This window comes from Blastococcus sp. SYSU DS0617 (genome assembly GCF_054051075.1).
In genome coordinates, this window is record NZ_JBJHAO010000004.1 from 162,225 (window position 1) to 182,226 (window position 20,002).

General features: G+C 74.7%; 14 protein-coding genes. 6 read left to right on the forward strand and 8 right to left on the reverse strand.

What is annotated here, in order from left to right:
• Positions 1 to 318: 318 nt before the first annotated feature.
• Complete coding sequence (locus ACI793_RS07080; RefSeq protein WP_456605665.1) at positions 319 to 2,133, forward strand: PucR family transcriptional regulator; 1,815 nt, start codon at positions 319 to 321, stop codon at positions 2,131 to 2,133.
• On the opposite strand, the gene add is transcribed toward ACI793_RS07080, so the two are convergent.
• A complete protein-coding gene (add, locus tag ACI793_RS07085; protein WP_456605666.1) occupies positions 2,130 to 3,113 on the reverse strand; it encodes an adenosine deaminase in 984 nt (327 codons plus the stop codon). The two genes, ACI793_RS07080 and add, sit on opposite strands and share 4 nt — an antisense overlap.
• 96 nt (positions 3,114 to 3,209) lie before the next feature.
• On the opposite strand from add, the gene ACI793_RS07090 reads away from it, so the two are divergent.
• On the forward strand, positions 3,210 to 3,968 hold the full coding sequence (locus tag ACI793_RS07090; RefSeq protein WP_456605667.1) for an SDR family NAD(P)-dependent oxidoreductase: 759 nt from the start codon (positions 3,210 to 3,212) through the stop codon (positions 3,966 to 3,968).
• 106 nt (positions 3,969 to 4,074) lie between these two features.
• Here ACI793_RS07090 and ACI793_RS07095 read toward each other — a convergent pair whose 3' ends face one another.
• Positions 4,075 to 5,619, reverse strand: coding sequence for a helix-turn-helix domain-containing protein (locus tag ACI793_RS07095; protein ID WP_456605668.1), 1,545 nt, complete (start codon positions 5,617 to 5,619; stop codon positions 4,075 to 4,077).
• Positions 5,620 to 5,703: 84 nt separating this feature from the next.
• Between ACI793_RS07095 and ACI793_RS07100 the strand changes: the two genes are divergently transcribed.
• The 3 genes from ACI793_RS07100 to ACI793_RS07110 all read left to right on the forward strand — a co-directional run bounded on the left by ACI793_RS07100 (position 5,704) and on the right by ACI793_RS07110 (position 8,574).
• On the forward strand, positions 5,704 to 6,450 hold the full coding sequence (locus ACI793_RS07100; RefSeq protein WP_456605669.1) for an SDR family oxidoreductase: 747 nt from the start codon (positions 5,704 to 5,706) through the stop codon (positions 6,448 to 6,450).
• 100 nt (positions 6,451 to 6,550) lie between these two features.
• Positions 6,551 to 7,471 carry a DMT family transporter gene (locus ACI793_RS07105; RefSeq protein WP_456605670.1) on the forward strand — a complete coding sequence of 307 codons (921 nt, stop codon included), beginning with the start codon at positions 6,551 to 6,553 and terminating at the stop codon, positions 7,469 to 7,471.
• A 95-nt stretch (positions 7,472 to 7,566) separates the two neighbouring features.
• Entirely contained in the window at positions 7,567 to 8,574 is a 1,008-nt protein-coding gene (locus tag ACI793_RS07110; protein WP_456605671.1) for an Acg family FMN-binding oxidoreductase, read from the forward strand.
• Between the two features lie 12 nt (positions 8,575 to 8,586).
• On the opposite strand, the gene ACI793_RS07115 is transcribed toward ACI793_RS07110, so the two are convergent.
• The 4 genes from ACI793_RS07115 to ACI793_RS07130 form a co-directional block, all read right to left on the reverse strand.
• A complete protein-coding gene (locus ACI793_RS07115; protein WP_456605672.1) occupies positions 8,587 to 9,375 on the reverse strand; it encodes a DUF998 domain-containing protein in 789 nt (262 codons plus the stop codon).
• Complete coding sequence (locus ACI793_RS07120; RefSeq protein WP_456605673.1) at positions 9,363 to 9,812, reverse strand: hypothetical protein; 450 nt, start codon at positions 9,810 to 9,812, stop codon at positions 9,363 to 9,365. The genes ACI793_RS07115 and ACI793_RS07120 overlap by 13 nt, the downstream gene beginning before the upstream one ends.
• Before the next feature lie 14 nt (positions 9,813 to 9,826).
• Positions 9,827 to 10,024: a hypothetical protein gene (locus tag ACI793_RS07125; RefSeq protein WP_456605674.1), complete on the reverse strand. Its 198-nt coding sequence runs from the start codon at positions 10,022 to 10,024 to the stop codon at positions 9,827 to 9,829.
• 77 nt (positions 10,025 to 10,101) lie between these two features.
• Positions 10,102 to 10,446: a hypothetical protein gene (locus tag ACI793_RS07130; RefSeq protein ID WP_456605675.1), complete on the reverse strand. Its 345-nt coding sequence runs from the start codon at positions 10,444 to 10,446 to the stop codon at positions 10,102 to 10,104.
• Between the two features lie 418 nt (positions 10,447 to 10,864).
• Between ACI793_RS07130 and ACI793_RS07135 the strand changes: the two genes are divergently transcribed.
• Positions 10,865 to 15,367 carry an ExeM/NucH family extracellular endonuclease gene (locus ACI793_RS07135; protein WP_456605676.1) on the forward strand — a complete coding sequence of 1,501 codons (4,503 nt, stop codon included), beginning with the start codon at positions 10,865 to 10,867 and terminating at the stop codon, positions 15,365 to 15,367.
• Positions 15,368 to 15,469: 102 nt separating this feature from the next.
• Here the strand turns inward: ACI793_RS07135 and malQ are convergent, their stop codons facing one another.
• Positions 15,470 to 17,308: a 4-alpha-glucanotransferase gene (malQ, locus tag ACI793_RS07140; protein ID WP_456605677.1), complete on the reverse strand. Its 1,839-nt coding sequence runs from the start codon at positions 17,306 to 17,308 to the stop codon at positions 15,470 to 15,472.
• A gap of 37 nt (positions 17,309 to 17,345) precedes the next feature.
• A complete protein-coding gene (gene hrpB, locus ACI793_RS07145) occupies positions 17,346 to 19,856 on the reverse strand; it encodes an ATP-dependent helicase HrpB (protein WP_456605678.1) in 2,511 nt (836 codons plus the stop codon).
• Positions 19,857 to 20,002 lie beyond the last annotated feature (146 nt).

Here is a 20,002-nt window from a genome sequence, read left to right on the forward strand (position 1 = left end):
GCCGCCGGTCGGGCGGTGACGGCCTAGCATCGCTGCGAGCGGGTTGAGCGGGGTTCGAACCTATGCGGCGCGTCGCACGCCCTCTTATGGCGGAACTCGCCAAGAATGGATGTCGGCGTCCGGGGAGTCCTGACAGGCTCACCGGACGGGACGGTCTCGTTGGCCACAAGAAGGGGACGCGTCGTGACGCAGGGTGACACGTCGATGGCGCCGCCCACGCAGCGTGACGGAACGGGCTCGTTTCGTCGGAACTGGGCCATCGAGGAACCGCCGCGGAGCGACCCCGCCCGGGCCGACAGCGGGAGCTGGCAGGAGCGCATGGGACTCACCGTCGAGGACGCGCTGGACCTTCCCGGGCTGGCGGGTGCCACGGTCGCCGCGGGCGCGAGCGGGCTGAGTCGTCTGGTCCGGCACATGGTGATCGACCGGCCGGCCGACCCGCTCGCCGGCGCGGCGCCCGACGTGCTCGTCGTCCTGGGCGCGCGCCTCCCACCCGCCGATCCGGCCAACTGCCGCGCCCTGGTGGAGCGGCTGGACTCGATGGGGACGGCCGCGCTGGCGTTCCGGCGCACGGAGGGCCCCCCGCCGGTCCCGGCGGAGGTGCTGGCCGAGGCCGATCGCCGGGGGCTCCCCATCCTCGCGCTGCCGGCCACCGTCCGGCTGGACGAGGTCGTCTCCGAGGTGCTCGGCGCCGTCGTCGCCAAGCAGGGCCAGGCCCTGACCCTCTCGTCCCGCATGGACCACGAGTTCATCGGCGTCGCGCTCAGCGGCGGCGGGCTCGCCGAGGTGACCCAGCGGCTGGCCGTGATGCTCGAGGGCGCCGCGGTGGTCGGGCTGGGTCCCGACCGCGAGGTCGTCACCAGCGCCGGCCCACGCGACGACGTCGCCGAGATCAGCGACTGGCTCTGGTTGCTCGACGCTGCCGCCGACGACGCCCTGGCCGAGCTGACGCCGTCCCGCCGGCTGGCCGGTGTGCGCGCCGACCGCATGGTGGTGACGCCGGCGGACGTGCTGGCCGACGCCGACCTCTCACCGGCCGACGGCATCCTGCTGGTGCCCGGCCACCACCAGCTCCCCGGCGGCGTGGGCGAGTACGCCGTCGCGCCGATCATGGCCGGCGACCAGCGGCACGGCTGGCTCGTGGCGGTGCACCGGACCGGCGCGATGATGGTCGGCGCGGGTGGCGTCCTGGAGCGCGCGGCGGTGATCGCCGCGCTGTCGGTGATCCGCCTGCAGGCCGTGCACTCGGTGGAGCTGCGCTTCCAGGGTGACCTCGTCCGCCGGCTGGTGGGCGGCTCGGTCGGGCACACCGAGCGCACCCTGGCCTACACGCGGTCCTTCGGCTGGCGGCTGGACGGACCGGTCGCCGTGCTGGTCACCGCCACCGAGACGGTCGCCGACGCCGCCGGCGATCCCACGCGGGCGCTGGACGTCCTCGACCGGCTGGCCGACGGCTGGCGGTCGGCGCTGGAGGCCGAGGTGGCCGGCGCGGCCGTCGCGGGGCTGGCGACCGAGATCGTCACGCTCCTGCCGCTGGACGGCCGGACCCCCGAGGAGGTGTCCTCGCTCGTCGCCGCCGTCGGCTCGCGGGTCAACGGCCGCCTGCGCCGGCTCGGGCGGGTGCTGGGCACCGGCATCGGCCGGCCGGCCGCCTCGCTGTCCGAACTGGCCGAGGCGCACCGCCAGGCGCAGCGGGCACTCGGCGTCGGGCAGGAGATCCAGGGCGGCGCCTCGGTCACCCACTTCGACCAGCTCGGGGTGTTCCGGCTGCTCTCGCTGATCCCCGACAGCACCGAGCTGCGGTCCTACGTCGACGAGGTGCTCGGCCCGCTGGCCGATGCGACGGACGCCGACTCGGCCGACCTCCGCGAGACCCTGCTGGTGCTGCTGGAGACCAACCTCAACGTCGCGGAGTCGGCGCGCCGGCTGCACTTCCACTACAACACGATGCGCTACCGGATCGGCAAGCTCGAGCGCATGCTCGGCCCGTTCACCAGCGACCCCACGCTGCGCCTGAACCTGCTGCTGGCCCTGCACGCCGCCCGGATGAGCGGACTGGACCAGCCGCACCGCCCGCCGCTCGAGGTGGGCATGGCGCCGACGCCGGACGAGGGACTGGACTCGCTGCTCTAGGACGCCCCGGCCAGCCAGGTGTCGATGCCCGCGTGCAGCCGGCGCCGGACCCGGTCGGGGGCGAACGACGCGTCCACGGATGCCCGGGCCAGGTCGGCGAGCTCGTCGTCGTCCCAGCCGTGCACGTCCCCGACCGCGGCGTACTCGGCCGGCAGCGACCACCCGGTCTCCGCGGGGACGTCGGTGGACAGGGTGACGGCCAGCCCGGCGGCGCGGAGGGCGGGCAGCGGGTGCACCCGGAGCGACGGCACGAGCCCGAGCGCGACGTTCGACGAGGGGCACACCTCCAGCGGGATCTGCCGGTCGCGGAGTTCGGCGACGAGCCCCGGGTCCTCCAGCGCCCGGATGCCGTGCCCGATGCGCTCGGCGCGGCCGGCCGTGAGCGCCTCCCGGATGCTGCCGGGCCCCGCGGTCTCGCCGGCGTGGTGGACCAGGTGCAGTCCGGCGTCCGCGGCGCGGGCCGCGAGTTCCGCGAAGGGCGCCAGTGCGTGCTCCTCCGACCCGGCGAAGCCGACGCCGACGACGCCGCGGTCGCGGTACCGCCCGGCCAGCTCGACCGTCCGCGCGAAGCGCTCCACGGACCGGCGGCGCGGGTGGTCCAGGAGCACCCGCACCTCGAGCCCGGTGGCGGCGCACCCGGCCGCGAGCCCCTCGAGCACTGCCGCCAGCGGCATCTCCGGATCGCCCAGCCGCTCGCCGTGGCTCGCCGCGGTGAACGTGACCTCCGCGTAGCGGACGCCCTCGGCGTGCTGGTCGGCGCAGAACTCCCGGGCCACACGGAAGAAGTCCTCGGGCCGGCGCAGGCAGTCCCGCACCGCGGCGTTCACCTCGGCGAACGCGGCGAACCCGGCGTAGGACGCCGTCCGGGCAGGGAGGACGACGCCGTGGTCGTCGGCCAGCCCTCGGGCGGTACCCGGGCGCACGGTGCTCTCCAGGTGCACGTGCAGGTGCGCCGTGGGGAGGGCGGAGAGGTCACGCACCGGCGCAGCGTACGGGCGGGCGCGCGGGCGGGGCGGACCGCTCCGGGGCAGGCTGCGGGGGAGCGCCGCAGGGTGCGGCGCGGAGGAGGAACCCACATGAGCGACCCGGCCCGTCCGCTGCAGGGAAAGGTCGCCCTGGTCACCGGGGCCTCGTCGGGGATCGGGGCGGCGACGGCGGAGGCCCTCGCCGCGGCGGGCGCCGCGGTGGCGATCGGGGCCCGGCGCCGGGACCGCCTGGAGGAGCTGGCCGGCCGGCTGCGCGCCGACGGCGCCACGGTCCTGGAGCTCGACCTCGACGTCACCGACGAGCAGGCGTGCGCCGACGCGGTCGCCCGCACCCGGGCCGAGCTCGGGAGACTCGACGTCCTGGTGAACAACGCCGGCGTCATGCTGCTGGGGACGATCGTCGGCGCGGACCCAGAGGACTGGCGCCGGATGATGTCGACCAACGTCCTGGGTCTCATGTACATGACCCACGCCGCGATCGACGGCATGGTCGAGCAGGGCTCCGGCGACGTCGTCAACGTCTCCAGCGTCGCGGGGCGGGTGGCCCGCAAGGGTGCCGGCGTCTACAACGCGAGCAAGTGGGCGGTGAACGCCTTCAGCGAGTCGCTGCGCCAGGAGGTGACCGGTCGCGGGGTGCGGATCGGACTGGTGGAGCCCGGCGCCGTGACGACCGAGCTGACCGACCACATCACCCAGCCCGCGGCCAAGGAGGCGTCCCGGAAGGCCCACGCGTCCATGACGGCGCTGCGGGCGGACGACATCGCCCGCGCCGTGGTCTACATGGTCAGCCAGCCGGCGCACGTCGCGGTCAACGAGATGCTCGTCCGCCCGACCGACCAGGAACGCTGAGGCCGCTGCGCCGTCCTCCCTCACCGTGGCGCGTCCTCCCTCACGGTGTGCGGTGAGGGAGGACGCGCTGGGATCAGGTCACCTGATCCCAGCGCGGGACGCCGGCTCAGTCGTGGAAGACCTCGATGGCGGCGCCGATCTCGACCAGCCGCTCGTAGAGGTGCTCGTACCCGCGGGCGATGATGTCGACGTTGCGGAGCACCGAGGTGCCCTTGGCCGCGAGCATCGCCAGCAGGATGCACACCGCGGGGCGCAGCGCCGGCGGGCAGACCACCTCGGCGCTCGACCAGTGCGTCGGGCCGTCGACGAGCACCCGGTGCGGGTCGAGCAGCCGGACGTCGGCGCCCAGCCGGGTGAGGTCGGAGAGGTGGATCGCCCGGTTGTCGTAGACCCAGTCGTGGATCAGCGTGGACCCCTCCGCCTGGGCGGCGATGACCGCGAAGAACGGCAGGTTGTCGATGTTCAGGCCCGGGAACGGCATCGGGTGGATCTTGTCGATCGGCGCCCGCAGCACCGACGGGTGGATGGTGATGTCGGCCAGCCGGGTGTGCCCGTTGTCGGCCAGGTACTCCGGGGACAGCTCGTAGCGCAGCCCCATCTCGGCCAGCACCGCCAGCTCGATCTCCAGGAACTCCACCGGGGCCCGGCACACCGTGAGCTCGGAGCCGGTGACGATGCCGGCGGTCAGCAGGCTCATCGCCTCCACCGGGTCCTCGCTGATCGTGTAGTCGACGTCGGCGTCCAGCACCGGCTGCCCGTGGACGGTCAGCGTCGTCGTCCCGAGGCCCTCGACCTCCACCCCGAGCAGCTGGAGGTACAGGACCAGGTCCTGGACCATGTAGTTGGAGCTGGCGTTGCGGATGGTGGTCGTGCCCTCGGCGCGGGCCGCGGCCAGCAGGGCGTTCTCGGTGACGGTGTCGCCGCGCTCGGTCAGCACGATGGTGCGCTCGGTGGCACCGGTCGGCGTGACCGTGCCGTGGTACTCACCGGCCCGAGCCTCGATCTCCAGCCCGAAGGGGCGCAGGGCGATCATGTGCGGCTGCACCGTGCGGGTGCCCAGGTCGCACCCGCCGGCGTAGGGGAGCTCGAACACCGGCGCCCGGTGCAGCAGCGGACCCAGGAACATGATGATGCTGCGGGTGCGCCGGGCGGCGTCGGCGTCGATGCCGGCCAGGTCGAGGCTGTCGGGCACCACGAGCGTGAGGTCGTGCCCGGCCTCGTCCCAGGTCGCGGAGACGCCGATGGAGCGCAGCACGTTCAGGAGCCGCTCCACCTCGACGATGCGCGCCACGTTGCGCAGCGTCGTCCGGCCGCGGTTGAGCAGCGCGGCGCAGAGCAGCGCGACGGCGGCGTTCTTCGACGACTTCACCTCCACGCTGCCGCTCAGCAGCCGTCCGCCGGTGACGCGCAGGTGCGTGGGCCCCGCCGGTCCGACGCGGATCAGCTCGCTCTCCAGGGCCGCGGAGAGCCGGCCGAGGAGCTCGAGGGTGAGGTTCTGGTTGCCCTGCTCGATGCGGGCCACGGCGCTCTGGCTGGTGCCCAGACGCTCGGCGAGCTGCTGCTGGGTGAGGCCTCGGTGCCGCCGGGCATCGCGGACCAGCGCACCGATCCGGCGCATCGCGGTGTCAGGGGGGAGCTCGGTCAGCGTCACCCCCGCACGTTATCTCCTGTGTGAGATACCGGCGCCGCGCCGTGCCGGGGTTCCCCACAAAGGAGGGCGGTCCAGGATGGGCCCATGGACGTTCTGGTCACCGGCGGCACCGGCCGCCTCGGAGGGCACCTGGTCCCGCGGCTGCGGGACGCCGGTCATGCGGTCCGGCAGATGTCGCGGCGCGGAACCGGGCCGGGGGGTGTGCGGGGCGACCTCGCCACGGGGTTCGACCTCCGCACCGCGCTGGCCGGCGCCGAATTCGTGATCCACACCGCCAGCGACCCGCGCGGGGACCCGTGGCAGGTCGACGTCGCCGGTACCCGCCGGCTGGTCGAGGCGGTGGAGAGGGACCGGCTGCGGCACCTGGTGTACGTCTCGATCGTCGGCGTCGACCGCATCCCGTTCGGTTACTACCGGGCGAAGTTCGCCGCCGAGCAGGTGCTGCTCGCCTCCGGCCTCCCGGTCACCCTGCTGCGGGTCACGCAGTTCCACGACTTCGTCGACGAGCTCCTGAGCACGGCCCGGCGCGGTCCGGTCCTGCCGGTGCCGATGGGTTGGCGGGTGCAGCCGGTCGACGTCGGGGAGGTCGCCGGTCACCTCGTGGACGTCGTCGCCGGTCCGCCGGCCGGGGGAGTGGTGGAGTACGGCGGTCCGGAGGACCTGACCGTCGCCGAGCTGGCGCGCGCGTGGGCCGGCGCCCGAGCGCCCGGCGCCCACGTGGTGGCCACGCCGGTGCCCGGCCGGATGAGCTCCGCGGTCCGGGACGGCGCGGCGCTCCCGGGCGGCGGCGCCCGGGGCCGACGCAGCTACGCCGAGCACCTGCGGGGCTGAGCGCGGCGTTCCTGCCGGATATCGCGTCGCTCCGGCCGCACCCGGTGCGACGGCCGGAAACCGCCAGGATCCTGTCGGTCCTCCTGCCTAGGGTGCGGCCGTGAGTTCTCCGGCAGCCGCCCCCGCGGGGCGCACGGTCCTGGCCGTCGTCGTCACGGTGCTCGCCTGGGCGTCGGCGTTCGTCGCCATCCGGGGAGTGGGGGAGGACCTCTCGCCCGGTGCCCTGGCGCTGGGCCGCCTGCTGGTCGGCACGGCGGTGCTGGGGGCGCTGCTCGCCGGCCGCGGCTGGATCGCCCCCGACCGTCGCGAGTGGGCGCTGCTCGCAGTGTGCGGCGTCGGCTGGTTCGGCATCTACAACCTCGCGCTGAACGCCGCCGAGCAGCACCTGGACGCCGGGACCACCGCGATGCTGGTCAACATCGGGCCGATCCTCATCGCCGTCCTCGCCGGCTGGCTGCTCGGCGAGGGCTTTCCGCGCTGGCTCGTCGTGGGCGTGGCGGTGGCCTTCGCCGGCGTGCTGCTCATCGGCTCGGCGACCCGCGGACCCGACCTCGACCTGGTGGGGGTGCTGTTCTGCGTCGTCGCCGCCGTCACCTACGCCATCGGGGTGGTCGCCCAGAAGCCGCTGCTGGGCCGGCTGCCCGGACTCCAGGTCACCTTCACCGCCTGCGCCATCGGCGCGCTGTGCTGCCTGCCGTGGGCCGGTGCGCTCGTCGCGGACCTCCGCACCGCGCCGGCGGGATCGGTGGCCGGCATGGTCTACCTCGGTGTGGTGCCGACGGCGCTGGCCTTCAGCACGTGGGCCTACGCGCTGCGCAGGATGGACGCCGGCCGGCTGGGGGTCACCACGTACCTGGTGCCGCCGCTGGTGATCCTGCTGGGCTGGTTGCTCCTGGACGAGGTCCCGCCGGCCCTGGCCGTCGTCGGTGGCGCCGTCTGCCTGGCGGGTGTGGCGCTGTCCCGGCGGGGCGGACGGCGACGCGTCGCGGCTCCGGAACCCGAGCCGCTGGTCGCGGGCTGATCCTCCCCGGCGCAGCCCGCGGCTGCGGCGGTGTGCGGTGCCGGTCGAGGATGGGGTAGGCAGGGGGGCCAGGCACGCGACCCGGGAGGTACGCCGTGGAACAGCAGGAGTGGGCGCAGGTGGTGGGCGCCGCCACGCGGGCGCCCTCGATCCACAACACGCAGCCGTGGCGGTTCACCGCCACCACCGACCAGCTCGACGTCTTCCTCGACCCGGCACGAGCACTGCCGGTGCTCGACCCGACCGGCCGGCAGCAGGTGATCAGCTGCGGCATCGCGGTCGAGTTCGCCGTCGTGGCGCTCGCGGCCGCGGGCTGGCTCAGCGAGGTGGAGCTGCTGCCCGACGACGACGGCGACCACCTGGCCACCCTGCGACTCATCGGCCCGATCGAGGCCACCGAGGAGGACCGGGGGCTCGCCTCCGCCATCGACCACCGGCACACGGTGCGCGACCCGTTCCAGCCGCGGGACGTGCCCGCAGCGCTCCTGGACCGGCTCCAGGCCGAGGCCGGCGCGTTCGGCGTCTGGTTCAAGCCGGTGACCCGCTCGGAGGAGGAGGTGGCCACCGTCTTCCTCATCGACCGGGCCGAGGAGATGGAGCAGGAGGACCCCGCCTACCTCGCGGAGCTGCAGAGCTGGCTGCGCACCGACCCGGCGGCCGTCGACGGCGTGCCGGTCGAGGCGGTGCCCAGCGAGGACCCGCACCAGCGGCCGTCCAACTGGACGATCCGCGACTTCGTCGTCGGCACCCGCGAGCACGGCGGCGCCGGGCGCGCCGCCGACCCCGACGCGCCGCCGCCGGACGTCGAACGGCCCACCGTCGTGCTCATGGGGACCGACGGCGACGACCGGTACGCCTGGCTGCAGGCCGGCCGAGCGCTGGGGCGGATCCTGCTGCTGGCCACGTCGGCGGGTGTGGCGGCGTCGCCGCTGACCCAGGCGCTCGACTGGCCGGCGACACGGACCCGGATGCGGTCCCGGCTCTCGCTCGTCGGGCACCCGCAGATGGTGCTCCGGATGGGTTATCCGCAGGAGGGGGCGGTCATCGCGACCAGCGGCCGGCGTCCGGTGGCCGAGGTGCTGGTGCCCGCGTCGGCCGGCTGAGCACCCCGCACCTCACTGGTCCGTGCGGCGCGCCGGGGCCCACGGGTCCTCGGCGTCGAAGCCGTCTGCGGGGGTGTCGGCCGGGGCGTTCCGGCCCTCCGTTCCCCGGGCGGCTGCCTCCAGCGCCTCGTCCCGCCGACGGGCACTCTCGGCCGCCGCGGCGCGGGCCCGGTCCCGCTCCTCGCGGCGGGCCGGACCCGCGGTGCCGCCGGCCGCTCCGGCCCGCCACAGCGCGATGCCGGCCGCGGCCAGTCCGAGCGGCAGCACGTAGGCCGCTGCCCGCTCGGTCGCGCCCCGGGCGAGCACGTCGACCTCGGCGATGAAGAAGATCGTCGCCGCCGCGCCGACCAGGCCCAGCAGGACCAGCAGCGTCCCCAGCACCTCCGAGCGGGGACGCAGGGCGTACGCCAGGGCGATGAGCCCGAGGGCGCTGCCCACCAGGTAGAGCACCGCGCCGGTGCCGTGCCAGACGTCGGACCGGTCCGCGGGGAAGACGCCCACCAGCAGGGCGCCGAGCGCGGTGATGCCGAACAGGTAGGCGGCCGCCCGGCCGGCGGCGCTGCGCAGTGCGGGGAGGAGCAGGACGGCGCCGCCGGCGACGAGCGCGGCCTGCACCACGAACGAGGCGTTCATCGCCTGGGAGCCCGGCCAGCTCGTCTCGCCCAGGTCGCTGATGACGTCGTCGACGCGGGAGTGCCCCTGCCCCCGCAGCTGCACCACCGTCTCCACGACGAAGAACTGCAACGTCAGCACCCAGGCGAGTGCGCCCCAGCGGAGTCGGTCGAGAGTCACGGGGCCCATCGTCCCAGCCCGGACAGGCCGGACCGGGTCAGCACGGTGGCCAGCTGCGGCGCGGTGAGCCACGAGGGGTTGCTGCCGGCCGGCATCCGCAGCACCTCGGCGGACCCGAAGTGTGGGTCGGCAAGCAGTTCGCGACGTCCCACCGGAGCGGGCAGGTGCGTCAGCCGCACCGGGAGCACCGGGCCGTCGTCGTCCCCGTTCCCCTGGTGCACCTGCCCGGTGACGGTGCCGACGGCGTGCACGCCCGGGCACACCCGTCCGCTGACCCAGAGGAGGACCGGCTGGCCGGGGGAGACCAGCTCCAGCCGGTAGGAGCGCCGGACGCAGCGGGTCAGCTCCCGCTCCTGACCCGGCGCCCAGCCCGGCACGATCTCCGCCGGCGCCCGGGTGCTCTTGAGCAGCCAGCCGGCGACGTCGTCCGCCTGCAGCCGGGCCACCGGTCGGGCGCGGATCAGTCGGTGGCGGGGTGCCGCTCGGCGCCGAGCGGGTCGGCGTCGTCGGAGTCGACGGCCTGCCGCTCCAGCTCCGTGCGGTGCTCGAGCACCTCGTCGCTGGGGTGGGGGTCCTTCGCGTGCTGCGTGCGGTCCCGGGTCACGTTCTCCTCGGGCAGGAGGACGTCGTCGAGGTTCGGCTGATCGGGGGAGGTCATCGGAGTGCTCCGTCCATGGGGTTCGCGGGTCCTCCGGCCCATAGCCAGCGGCCACCCGGCCTAATCCGGGACGACGGTCACCGCGGTTCGAGCCGGGCCGCCGGCAACCAGGTCTCGATCAGCGCAGGCCCGTCCGGGCCGGTCACCGCGTAGGTGACCCGGCCCTGCCAGCCGCCGTGCCGCTGGCGCCACTCGACGAGCAGGCCGGGCCAGGTGCCGGGCGCGTCGGGAGGGTCGTGCACCCAGCAGTGCCGCCCCTCGCCGCCACGGCCCGCCGCACCGTTGCCCGTGGGGGGCGGCCGGGGAGGCAGGTCGAGGTAGGGCGGCGGCGCGTCGGCAGCCGGCGGGGAGGTGTGGCCGGACAGCGCCGCCCGTTCGGCCAGCGATCTGCCCGAACCGCCTCGCTGCATCCCTCCGGCCACCCGGCCAGCATGACATGGGTCGAACGTGTGTTCGACCGCGGCAGGCAGATGAGCAGGAGGTGAACAGTCGAGGACGCCGGAACTGTGGCGGAGGACACCGGATCTCGGGTGGCCGCCCGGTGGCGGGCGCCCTATGCGGAACCCGTCCGCCCGGTGGCGTCACCACGCTCCGTGTGCGGTCCGATGCACTTCGCCGGGGCGAGGGTGGACACCGACACGCCCCCGGGAGGGCAGCGTGACCGTTTCGTCATCTGGCTGTCGGAATCGCTCCCTAGCGTCCGCCGCCGTCACTCAGTGACGCCGCAACCCAGCCACTCGGAAGGATCCACGCGTGCCCGAAATCCTCGGCACCGCACGGCGATCAGGCACCGCACGTGCCCTCGGACGTCGCGCCGCCATCGGCACCGCCGCTGTCTCCATGGCAGTCGTCGGCATGCCCGCGCTCGCCTCGGCCGAACCGCCCGCCGCCCCGTTCATCAGCGAGCTGAACTACGACCCGCCGGGCGCCGACAGCGGAGAGTTCGTCGAGGTGGAGCTGCCTCGGGGCACCACGTCGGCCGGCCTGTCCGTCGTCTTCTACAACGGCAGCAACAACACCGAGTACGGCCGCGTGGCCCTGCCTCCGGTGACCGCCCCGGCGGACGGATCCGCCGTCGCCCACGTCGAGTTCACCGGCATCCAGAACGGTGCACCCGACGGCCTCGCCCTCGTCGACGCCGAGGGCAACGTCCTGGAGTTCCTGTCCTACGAGGGCACGATGACCGTCGGCGGTCTCGAGAGCACCGACATCGGCGTGGCGCAGACCGGCTCCCAGGCCGCCGACCAGTCCCTGCTCCGGATCTACGACCCGGCCACCGACACGCTGACGTGGCAGTCGGGGACCGCGTCGCCAGGTGCGCTCAACAGTCCGGCCGGCGGTGAGACCCCCGACGACGGTGGCGAGACGCCCGGTGACGGTGGCGAGACGCCCGGTGACGGTGGCGAGACTCCGGGCGACGGTGGCGAGACGCCGGGAGACGGTGGCGAGACCCCCGGTGACGGCGGTACGCCCGGGGACGCCTGCGACGCCGAGCCGACCCACGCGGTCGGGGAGGTCCAGGGCTCCGGCGCGACCACGCCCGTGGACGGTCAGTCCGTCACCGTGCGCGGCACGGTCGTGGGCGACCTCCAGACCTCGCTGGACGGCTTCTTCCTCCAGGACGCGGGTGACGGCGACCCCGCCACCTCCGACGGCGTCTTCGTCTACAGCACCACCCCGGTCGACCTCGGTGACACCGTCGCCGTGAGCGGCACCGCGGGCGAGTTCTACACCCAGACCCAGATCGCGGGCTCGCCCGCCGTCACCGTCTGTGCCGACGGCGGCGTTGCCGACCTGCCCGCTCCCACGGGACTCGTCCTTCCCGCCGACGAGGAGGACCGCGAGGCGCTGGAGGGCATGCACGTCGCGCCCGTCGAGGACCTGACGGTCAGCGAGGTGTACGACCTGGTCTCCTACGGCGACCTCACCCTCTCCTCGGGCGGCGTGCTCGTGCAGCCGACCGAGGTGGCTCGTCCGGGTGCGGCGGCCGACGCCGTCGCGGCCGAGAACGAGCGGCGCCAGATCGTCCTGGACGACGCGGTCGCGGGCCGGGGCAGCGCCGAGACCGCCCCCTACCTGACCCCGGAGACCCCGGTCCGGGTCGGCGACGTGCTGGACTTCACCGAGCCGCTGGTCATGGGCTACGGCTTCGACCGGTGGCGGCTCTTCCCCGCCGACGGCACCGCCGAGGGCGTCTTCGCCCCGCAGAACACTCGGCCGGACTCCCCGGAGCCGGTGGGCGGCGACATCCAGGTCGGCGCGTTCAACGTGCTGAACTACTTCCTCACCTTCGGCGACAGCTCGACCGCCCGCGGCGCCGACAACGCCGCGGAGTTCGAGGAGCAGGCCGCGAAGATCGTCACGGCGATCAACGAGATGGACGCCGACGTGCTGGCGCTCATGGAGATCGAGGACACCGACTCCACCGGCTACGCCGCGGGCAACGCCGACGCGGCGCTCGCAGAGCTGGTCGGCCGGCTGAACACCGCCGCCGGCGTCGCGGACAAGTGGGCCTTCGTCCCGTTCCCGGAGGAGCTGTACGGCGTCGACCGCGACGTCATCCGGAACGCGATCATCTACCAGCCCGCCGCCGTCACCCCGGTCGGCGACTCCGTGGGCCTGGTCGACGAGGCGAACTTCGACAACGCCCGTGAGCCCATCGCGCAGACCTTCGAGGCGGAGGGCGACACGTTCACCGTCGTCGCCAACCACCTGAAGTCCAAGGGCTCCAGCGGCGCCAGCGGCGACAACGTCGACAGCGGGCAGGGCGCCTACAACGGCGACCGCACCCGTCAGGCGCAGTCCCTCGCCGCCTTCGTCGAGTCGCTGCAGGCCGGCACCGAGGACGACGACGTGATGGTCCTGGGCGACCTGAACGCCTACTCGGAGGAGGACCCGATCCTGGCCCTAGAGGCGGCAGGCCTGACCGACCTGGGCACGGTGTACGACGAGGGCCGGTACAGCTACGTCTACGACGACCTGTCCGGTTCGCTGGACCACGCGATGTCCACCGACAGCCTGACGGCCAAGGTGACCGACCTCGTCCACTGGAACATCAACTCGGTGGAGTCCATCGCCTACCAGTACGACTGGAACCCGGCCCTGTACGCGGAGCACGAGTTCCGGTCCAGCGACCACGACCCGCTCCTCGTCGGCCTCGACCTGGGCGACGGCGAGGGCCCGATCGTGGACGACGGCACCACCCTCATCCAGCTGCTCGGGTTCAACGACTTCCACGGCCGGCTCGGCCAGGCGGTCGCGCTCGCGGGCACCGTCGAGGAGCAGCGGGAGCGCGACGACGTCGACGCGACGATCGTGGTCTCGGCCGGTGACAACATCGGCGCCTCGCCGTTCGTCAGCTCCGTCCAGCAGGACGAGCCGACGCTCGAGGTGCTCAACGAGATGGGGCTCGACGTCTCCACGGTCGGCAACCACGAGTTCGACCGCGGCTTCGAGGACCTGATGAACCGGGTCGGCGTGGACGGGGCGAGCGGCCTGGCCGACTTCCCCTACCTCGGTGCCAACGTCTACCTGGACAACGGTGAGCCCGCGCTGCCGGAGTACGCCCTCGTGGACGCGGCCGGTGTCTCGGTCGCCTTCATCGGCGTGGTCACCGAGGAGACCAGCTCCCTGGTCTCGCCGGCGGGCATCGAGGGCATCACCTTCGGCAACCCGACCGAGGCCGCGAACCGGGTGGCCGGCGAGCTGACCGACGGCATGGGCGACGAGGCCGACGTGATCGTCCTGCTCGCTCACGAGGGTCCCCCCGGCAACGACCTGGCGGAGGAGCGGGCCGCGGACACCGCGTTCGGCGAGATCCTCCGCGACGTGAGCGCCGACGTGGACGCCATCTTCAGCGGCCACACCCACCGGACCTTCGCGTGGGAGGCGCCGGTGGGCACCGGCGGGGAGACCCGTCCGGTCATCCAGAGCGAGTCCTACGGCGAGCTGCTCGGCCGCATCTCGCTGACCTTCGACGAGGTCACCGACGAGGTGACCGACTTCGAGGTCGAGAACCTGGAGCTCACCGAGCGGTCGGAGGAGGACCTCGTCGCCGCGTACCCGCGGGTCGCCGAGGTCGCCGAGACCGTCGCCGAGGCGGAGGCCTTCGCCGACGAGGTGGGCAGCGAGGTCATCGGCTCGCTGGTCGCCGACATCACGCGGGCCTTCACCGCCGACGGCACCGAGGACCGGGGTTCGTACTCGGCGATCGGCGGCCTGGTCGCCGACTCCTACGTCTACGGCACGGAGCTGTCCGCGGGTGCGCCGGCCGACCTCGGTCTGGTCAACCCTGGTGGGCTGCGCGCCGACCTGCTCTACGGCGAGGAGGGCGCACCGGGGGAGATCACGCTGGCCGAGGCCAACGCGGTGACGCCGTTCGCCAACGACCTGATCGTGGTGAGCCTGACCGGCGAGCAGCTGGTGCAGGTCCTCGAGCAGCAGTGGCAGCCGGAAGGCAGCTCGCGTCCGTTCCTCGCCCTGGGGACGTCCGAGGAGCTCACCTGGTCCTACGACCCGGAGCAGCCGGCCGGTGAGCGCATCATCGTCGACAGCATCCGGATCTCCGGCGAGCCGATCGACCTGGGCGCGACCTACCGGGTGGCGACCAACAGCTTCCTGGCCTCGGGCGGTGACAACTTCACCGTGTTCGCCGAGGGCACGTCGGAGGAGACGGGCCTGATCGACTTCGAGGGCTTCCAGGCCTACATCGAGGACAACCCCGGTCTGGACCCGGCCGACTACGTCGGTCGCGTCACCCTGGCCGACGGCGAGACGCCGCCCGGTGACGGTGACGGTGACAACGGCTCCGGTGACGGCGACGGCGACGGCGACGGTGACAACGGCTCCGGTGACGGTGACGGTGACAACGGCTCCGGTGACGGCGACAACGGTGACGGTGACGGCGACAACGGTGACGGTGACGGCGACAACGGTGACGGTGACGGTGACAACGGCTCCGGCAACGGTGACAACGGCTCCGGTGACAACGGCTCCGGTGACGGCGACCACGGCGCCGGTGACAACGGCTCCGGTGACGGCGACCACGGTGACGGTGACAACGGCTCCGGTGACGGCGACCAGCCCGGGAAGGGCAACGGCTCCGGCAACGGCTCCAGCAACGGCTCCGGCTCCGGCAACGGCTCGGGTTCGGGCTCCGGCTCGGGTTCGGGTTCGGGTTCGGGTTCCGGCTCCGGCTCCGGCTCCGGCTCCGGCAAGGGTGGCGGCAGCCTCGCCTACACCGGTGCCGAGGTCTCCGGCCTGGTCGCCCTCGGCCTGGCACTGACCGCCGCCGGTGGCGCCCTCGCGGTCGCCAACCGGCGTCGCCGGGAGCTCGCGGACTGATCCCGCAGCACCCGTGAACGGCCGGAGGCCGGTCCCCGTCGCGGGGACCGGCCTCCGGTCGTCGGGCAGGGCGGACGAGCCGGGGGCGTCCGCCAGGTCGGCTCAGTCGCCGCGGGACCCCGCGACGCCGTCGGCCAGGGTGCGGACGACGGAACGGAGCAGCGGGTGCCCGGGCAGGTCCTCGACGAGGACCGGCAGGGGGAGCGACCAGTTGGGCCGGTCGCCGGCCCCCGGCATGTTGGGGCGGCGGGGCTCCCCGATCGCGTCGTCCAGCGTGGCCGACAGCAGCAGGGACGGCGCCTGGGCCAGCAGTTCGTGCGCCCGCTGCACCGCCTGGTCCGCCGTCGCGTCCTCGGCCAGGCCCGGCAGGTGGGCGAGCAGCGAGGAGCGACCGCGCTCCAGCTCCTCGTCGGTCCCGGTGCCCTGCTCGCGCTGCTCCTCGACGTCCGCGCCGGTCCACAGCCCGGCGACCGTGGGCAGGTCGTGCGTCGTGATCGCGGCCATCGCCTCGGCCGGCCAGGTCGCGGGCTCGTCGTCCTCGAACCACAGCAACCGGTAGGAGAGCACCCCGTGCTCGGCCATGGCCTCGCGCACGCCGTCCTCCACGGTGCCGAGGTCCTCGCCGACGACGAGGGCCTGCGCCCGGTGGCTCTCCAGCGCGACGATGTCGAGCAGGTCCTCCGCCGGGTAGCGGACGTAGGCGCCGTCGGCCGCGGTGCCGTCGCGGGGCACCCACCACAGCCGGAACAGCCCCATGACGTGGTCGATCCGCAGGCCGCCCGCGCCGGCGATGGTCGCCCGGATCGACTGGACGAACGGCTCGTAGTCGGCGTCCCGCAACCGCCACGGGATCAGCGGGGGAGACCCCCAGTCCTGCCCGGCCGAGTTGAACGCGTCCGGGGGAGCGCCGACGCTCACGCCGTCGGCCAGCACGTCCTGCCACGTCCACGCGTCGGCGCCGCCGCCGGCGAAGCCGATCGGCAGGTCCTGGATCACGGTCATGCCGTCGGTGGCGGCCGTGAACTGCAGCTCGAGAGCCCACTGCAGCCAGGCGTGGAAGGCGACGACCGCGCCGTGCCGCTCCACGTAGGCGTCCAGCGCCTTGCCGCCGGGCCGGCGGAGCTCCTCGGGCCAGGTGTGCCAGTCGGCCCCGTGCTCCTCGCTGATCGCCGCCCAGGTCGCCCAGTCCTGCAGCGGCTGGCCCTGCTCCGCCCGCCAGCGCCCGAACGCCTCCCCGCCACCGTGGGCGAAGAAGATCCGCATGAGGACCTCGCGCTTGCGGGCCCAGATCGCGTCGCGGTCGATGAGCTCGCCGTCGCCCAGCGCGCGCCCGGCCTCCTCCTCGAGGTCCACGGCGTCGGCACCGGGCACCTCGGGAACCCGCAGGTAGATCGGGTTGAGGAACCGCCGGGTGGCCGGCAGGTAGGGGCTGGCCTCCTGCTCGGCGATCGGAGCGACGGCGTGCAGCGGGTTGATGAGCACGAAGCCGGCGCCCTGGTCGGCGGCCATGCGCCGGATGCTGCGCAGGTCGCCGAGGTCGCCGATGCCCCAGCTCTCCCGGCTCCGGGCGGCGTAGAGCTGGACCGCCCAGCCCCAGCTCCGCTCCTCGGGCAGCCAGCAGCGGCCGGGGGAGACGATCAGCCGGCGCCGGCGCCCGTCGGCGGACTGCAGCCAGTGGTAGCCGAGCGGAAAGTCCTCGGCGAGGTGCCCGTCGATCGACCGGAGCTCGCCGTCCTCGCAGATGACGTCCGCCGCGTCGACCTCCAGGGCGTCCCCGGGGCGGGCCACGATCGGCGCCCTGTCCTCGAGGTCGTTTGGGGGCGTCCCGATGATCTCGCGGAGCTTCTCGATGGTCTCCTGCGCTACCTCGTGCTCCTCGTCGAGCGCGTCCAGCCAGCTCGCATCGATGCCCCAGTCGTCCGTCGTCGGTGTGCGCGTCACCGGGTGATCCTCGCCGGGGCGGCGGGAGCCCGCAGTCTCAGGAACGCGAGCGTGGGGAAGCTCGCTTCGTGGCCGGTGCCGCGGCCGGGTCCTCGGGCCAGGGGTGCCGGGGATAGCGGCCCCGGAGCTCGCTGCGGACGGCGGGATAGCCGGTGACCCAGAAACCGGCGAGGTCGGCGGTGGTCGCCACCACCCGGTGCGCGGGGGAGAGGAGCTGGAGCCGCAGCGGTCGTCCCGCCACCTGCGGGGCCCGGGCCCAGCCGAACACCTCCTGGACCCGCACCGCGAGCGTGGGCACCGTGGGATCGGTGTAGTCGATCCGGATCCGCGACCCGGTCGGGACCGCCACCGCGTCGGGCACGACGGTGTCGAGGTCGCCGGACACCTGCCAGGGCACCAGGGCGCGCAGGGCCGCGGTCACGTCGATGCGGGCCAGGTCGGCGCGCCGCCGGGCACCGGAGACGTCGATCGCGGCGAGCAGGGCGTCGTCGTCCACGGCCGGCCACGGCCCGCCGAGCCCGGCGTGCGCGGCGGCCAGGCGCTCGCGCAGCCGGCGGGCCGCCGTCGTCCAGGTCAGCAGGCCCGGGCCCTCCTGGCGCAGGCCCTCGGCCACCGCGGCGGCCAGGGCGGCCGGGTCGGGGTCCGGCAGCGGCCGCTCGGCCAGCACGACCGCTCCCAGCCGTTCCACGCGCGCACTGCGCACGTCGCCGTCCCGCCAGGTCACCTCGTCGCCGTGGGTGTGCAGCGAGCCGCCGGCCTCCAGCGCGGTCGCCTCGTCGATGGCGACGGCCGAGCGGACCCGGGCGTCCCGGCGGCCGGGGGACCGGTCGGCGACCGCGATCGCCAGCCACGGAGCGCCGGAGAGCGCGGTGCCCGGTGGCAGGTCGGCCCCGGTGCCGGCGGCCATCAGGTACGTCGTGCCGTCCGGGCGTCGCCGGGCCAGCCGCTCGGGGTGGGCCAGTCCGACCACCAGCCCGGCCGCCACATCATCGGGCGGCGGGGCGTCGGGCGGCGCGTCGCCGGACGGTCGCCGTGGTGCGACGTCGCCCGCCGATCGCTCGAGCCGGGTGACCTCGTCCCGCCAGCGCGCGGTCGCCCCCCGGTCGGTGCCCGAGCGCAGGGCCCGCCACGTCGCGGTGAGGTCGTCGCCGCGGACGGGGAGGTCCGCCGACAGCATCGCGACCACCTCGGCGGCGCGCCGGCGTCCCACCAGGGGAGCCGCATCGAGCAGTGCGCGAGCCAGCCGCGGGTGCACGCCGACGGCGGTGAGCGCACGGCCCCGCGCCGTGGCCCGTCCCTCGTCGTCCACCGCGCCGAGACTGCGCAGCGTCTGCCCCGCGACGAGCAGCGCCGCCGCCGGCGGCGGATCCAGGAGCGCGAGACCGGATCCTCCGGGCGCTCCCCAGCAGGCCAGCTCGAGCGCGAAGTCGGTGAGATCGGCGACGGCCACCTCCGGCTCGTCGTGCGCGGCGAGCCGGTCGTGCTCGGCGGAGGTCCAGCAGCGGTAGACCGTGCCGGGACCCTCCCGACCGGCGCGGCCGGCCCGCTGGGTGACCGCCGCGCGCGACGCCCGCACCGTGACCAGCGACCCCAGGCCGCGGGACAGGTCGGCCCGCGGCACCCGGGCGAGTCCGGCGTCCACGACGACCCGGACGCCGGGCACGGTGAGGCTGCTCTCCGCGAGCGCCGTGGCGAGGACGACGCGGCGTCGCGGCCCGGGCTGCAGGGCGGCGTCCTGCGCGGCCGCCGGAAGCCGGCCGTGCAGCGGCAGCACGTCGGCGTCGATCCCGCCGAGCGACCCGGCCACCGTGCCGATCTCCCCGGCGCCGGGGAGGAAGACCAGCACGTCGCCGGTCCGGTCCGCCAGTGCCCGGCGGACCGTCGCCGCGACGTGGGAGAGCAGCCGCGGGTCGACGCGCAGCCCGTGCGGCGGGTCGACCGGGCCGGCCGGCGGCGCCCACACCACGTCGACGTCGTGCAGCGCCCCGGAGGCCTCGACCACGGGAGCGGGCCCGCCGTCGCCGCCGAGCAGGGCGGCCAGCCGGTCGGCCTGGGCCGTGGCCGACATGGCCAGCACGCGCAGCTCCGGCCGGAGGGCGCCGCGGAGGTCGAGGCCGAAGGCGAGCGCCAGGTCGGTGTCCAGGTGGCGCTCGTGGCACTCGTCCAGCACGACGGCGTCGACCCCGGCCAGCTCCGGGTCGGCCTGCAACCGCCGCACGAGGAGCCCGGTCGTGACCACCTCGACCCGGGTGGCGGCACTGCGCCGGCTGTCGCCGCGGACGCTGTAGCCCACCCGGCCGCCCACGGGCTCGCCCAGGAGCGCGGCCATCCGGCGGGCAGCCGCCCGGGCGGCCACGCGGCGGGGCTCGGCCACGACGATGCGCCCGGGCAGGTCCCGTGCGAGCGCGAGGGGGACGAGCGTCGTCTTCCCCGTCCCCGGTGGGGCGACCAGGACGGCGCTCCCACGGGTCAGGAGTGCGTCGGCCAGAGCGGGCAGCGCGGTACGGACCGGCAGGTCGGTCCCCGGCGTCCCGGACGGTGGCAGCACCGCACCAGTGTGCTGTGCCGGGGGGCCGGCTCCGTGGGCCGACCGCTCACCCCATCGGGGCGCACCACCCTCCGTGGCCTTCAGCAGCCGGTGCGGCACGCCGAGACCCGGAGGAGACGAACGACGGGGGCGGTAGCCATGGGTGA

Bases quoted from the DNA above. Each gene is read 5' to 3' on its own strand.
- ACI793_RS07100 (WP_456605669.1), top strand. From the start codon at position 5,704: ATGGACGTTCTGGTCACCGGCGGCACCGGCCGCCTCGGAGGGCACCTG.
- ACI793_RS07115 (WP_456605672.1), bottom strand. From the start codon at position 9,375: ATGGGCCCCGTGACTCTCGACCGACTCCGCTGGGGCGCACTCGCCTGG.
- ACI793_RS07135 (WP_456605676.1), top strand. From the start codon at position 10,865: ATGGCAGTCGTCGGCATGCCCGCGCTCGCCTCGGCCGAACCGCCCGCC.
- ACI793_RS07080 (WP_456605665.1), top strand. From the start codon at position 319: ATGGGACTCACCGTCGAGGACGCGCTGGACCTTCCCGGGCTGGCGGGT.
- ACI793_RS07125 (WP_456605674.1), bottom strand. From the start codon at position 10,024: ATGACCTCCCCCGATCAGCCGAACCTCGACGACGTCCTCCTGCCCGAG.
- ACI793_RS07090 (WP_456605667.1), top strand. From the start codon at position 3,210: ATGAGCGACCCGGCCCGTCCGCTGCAGGGAAAGGTCGCCCTGGTCACC.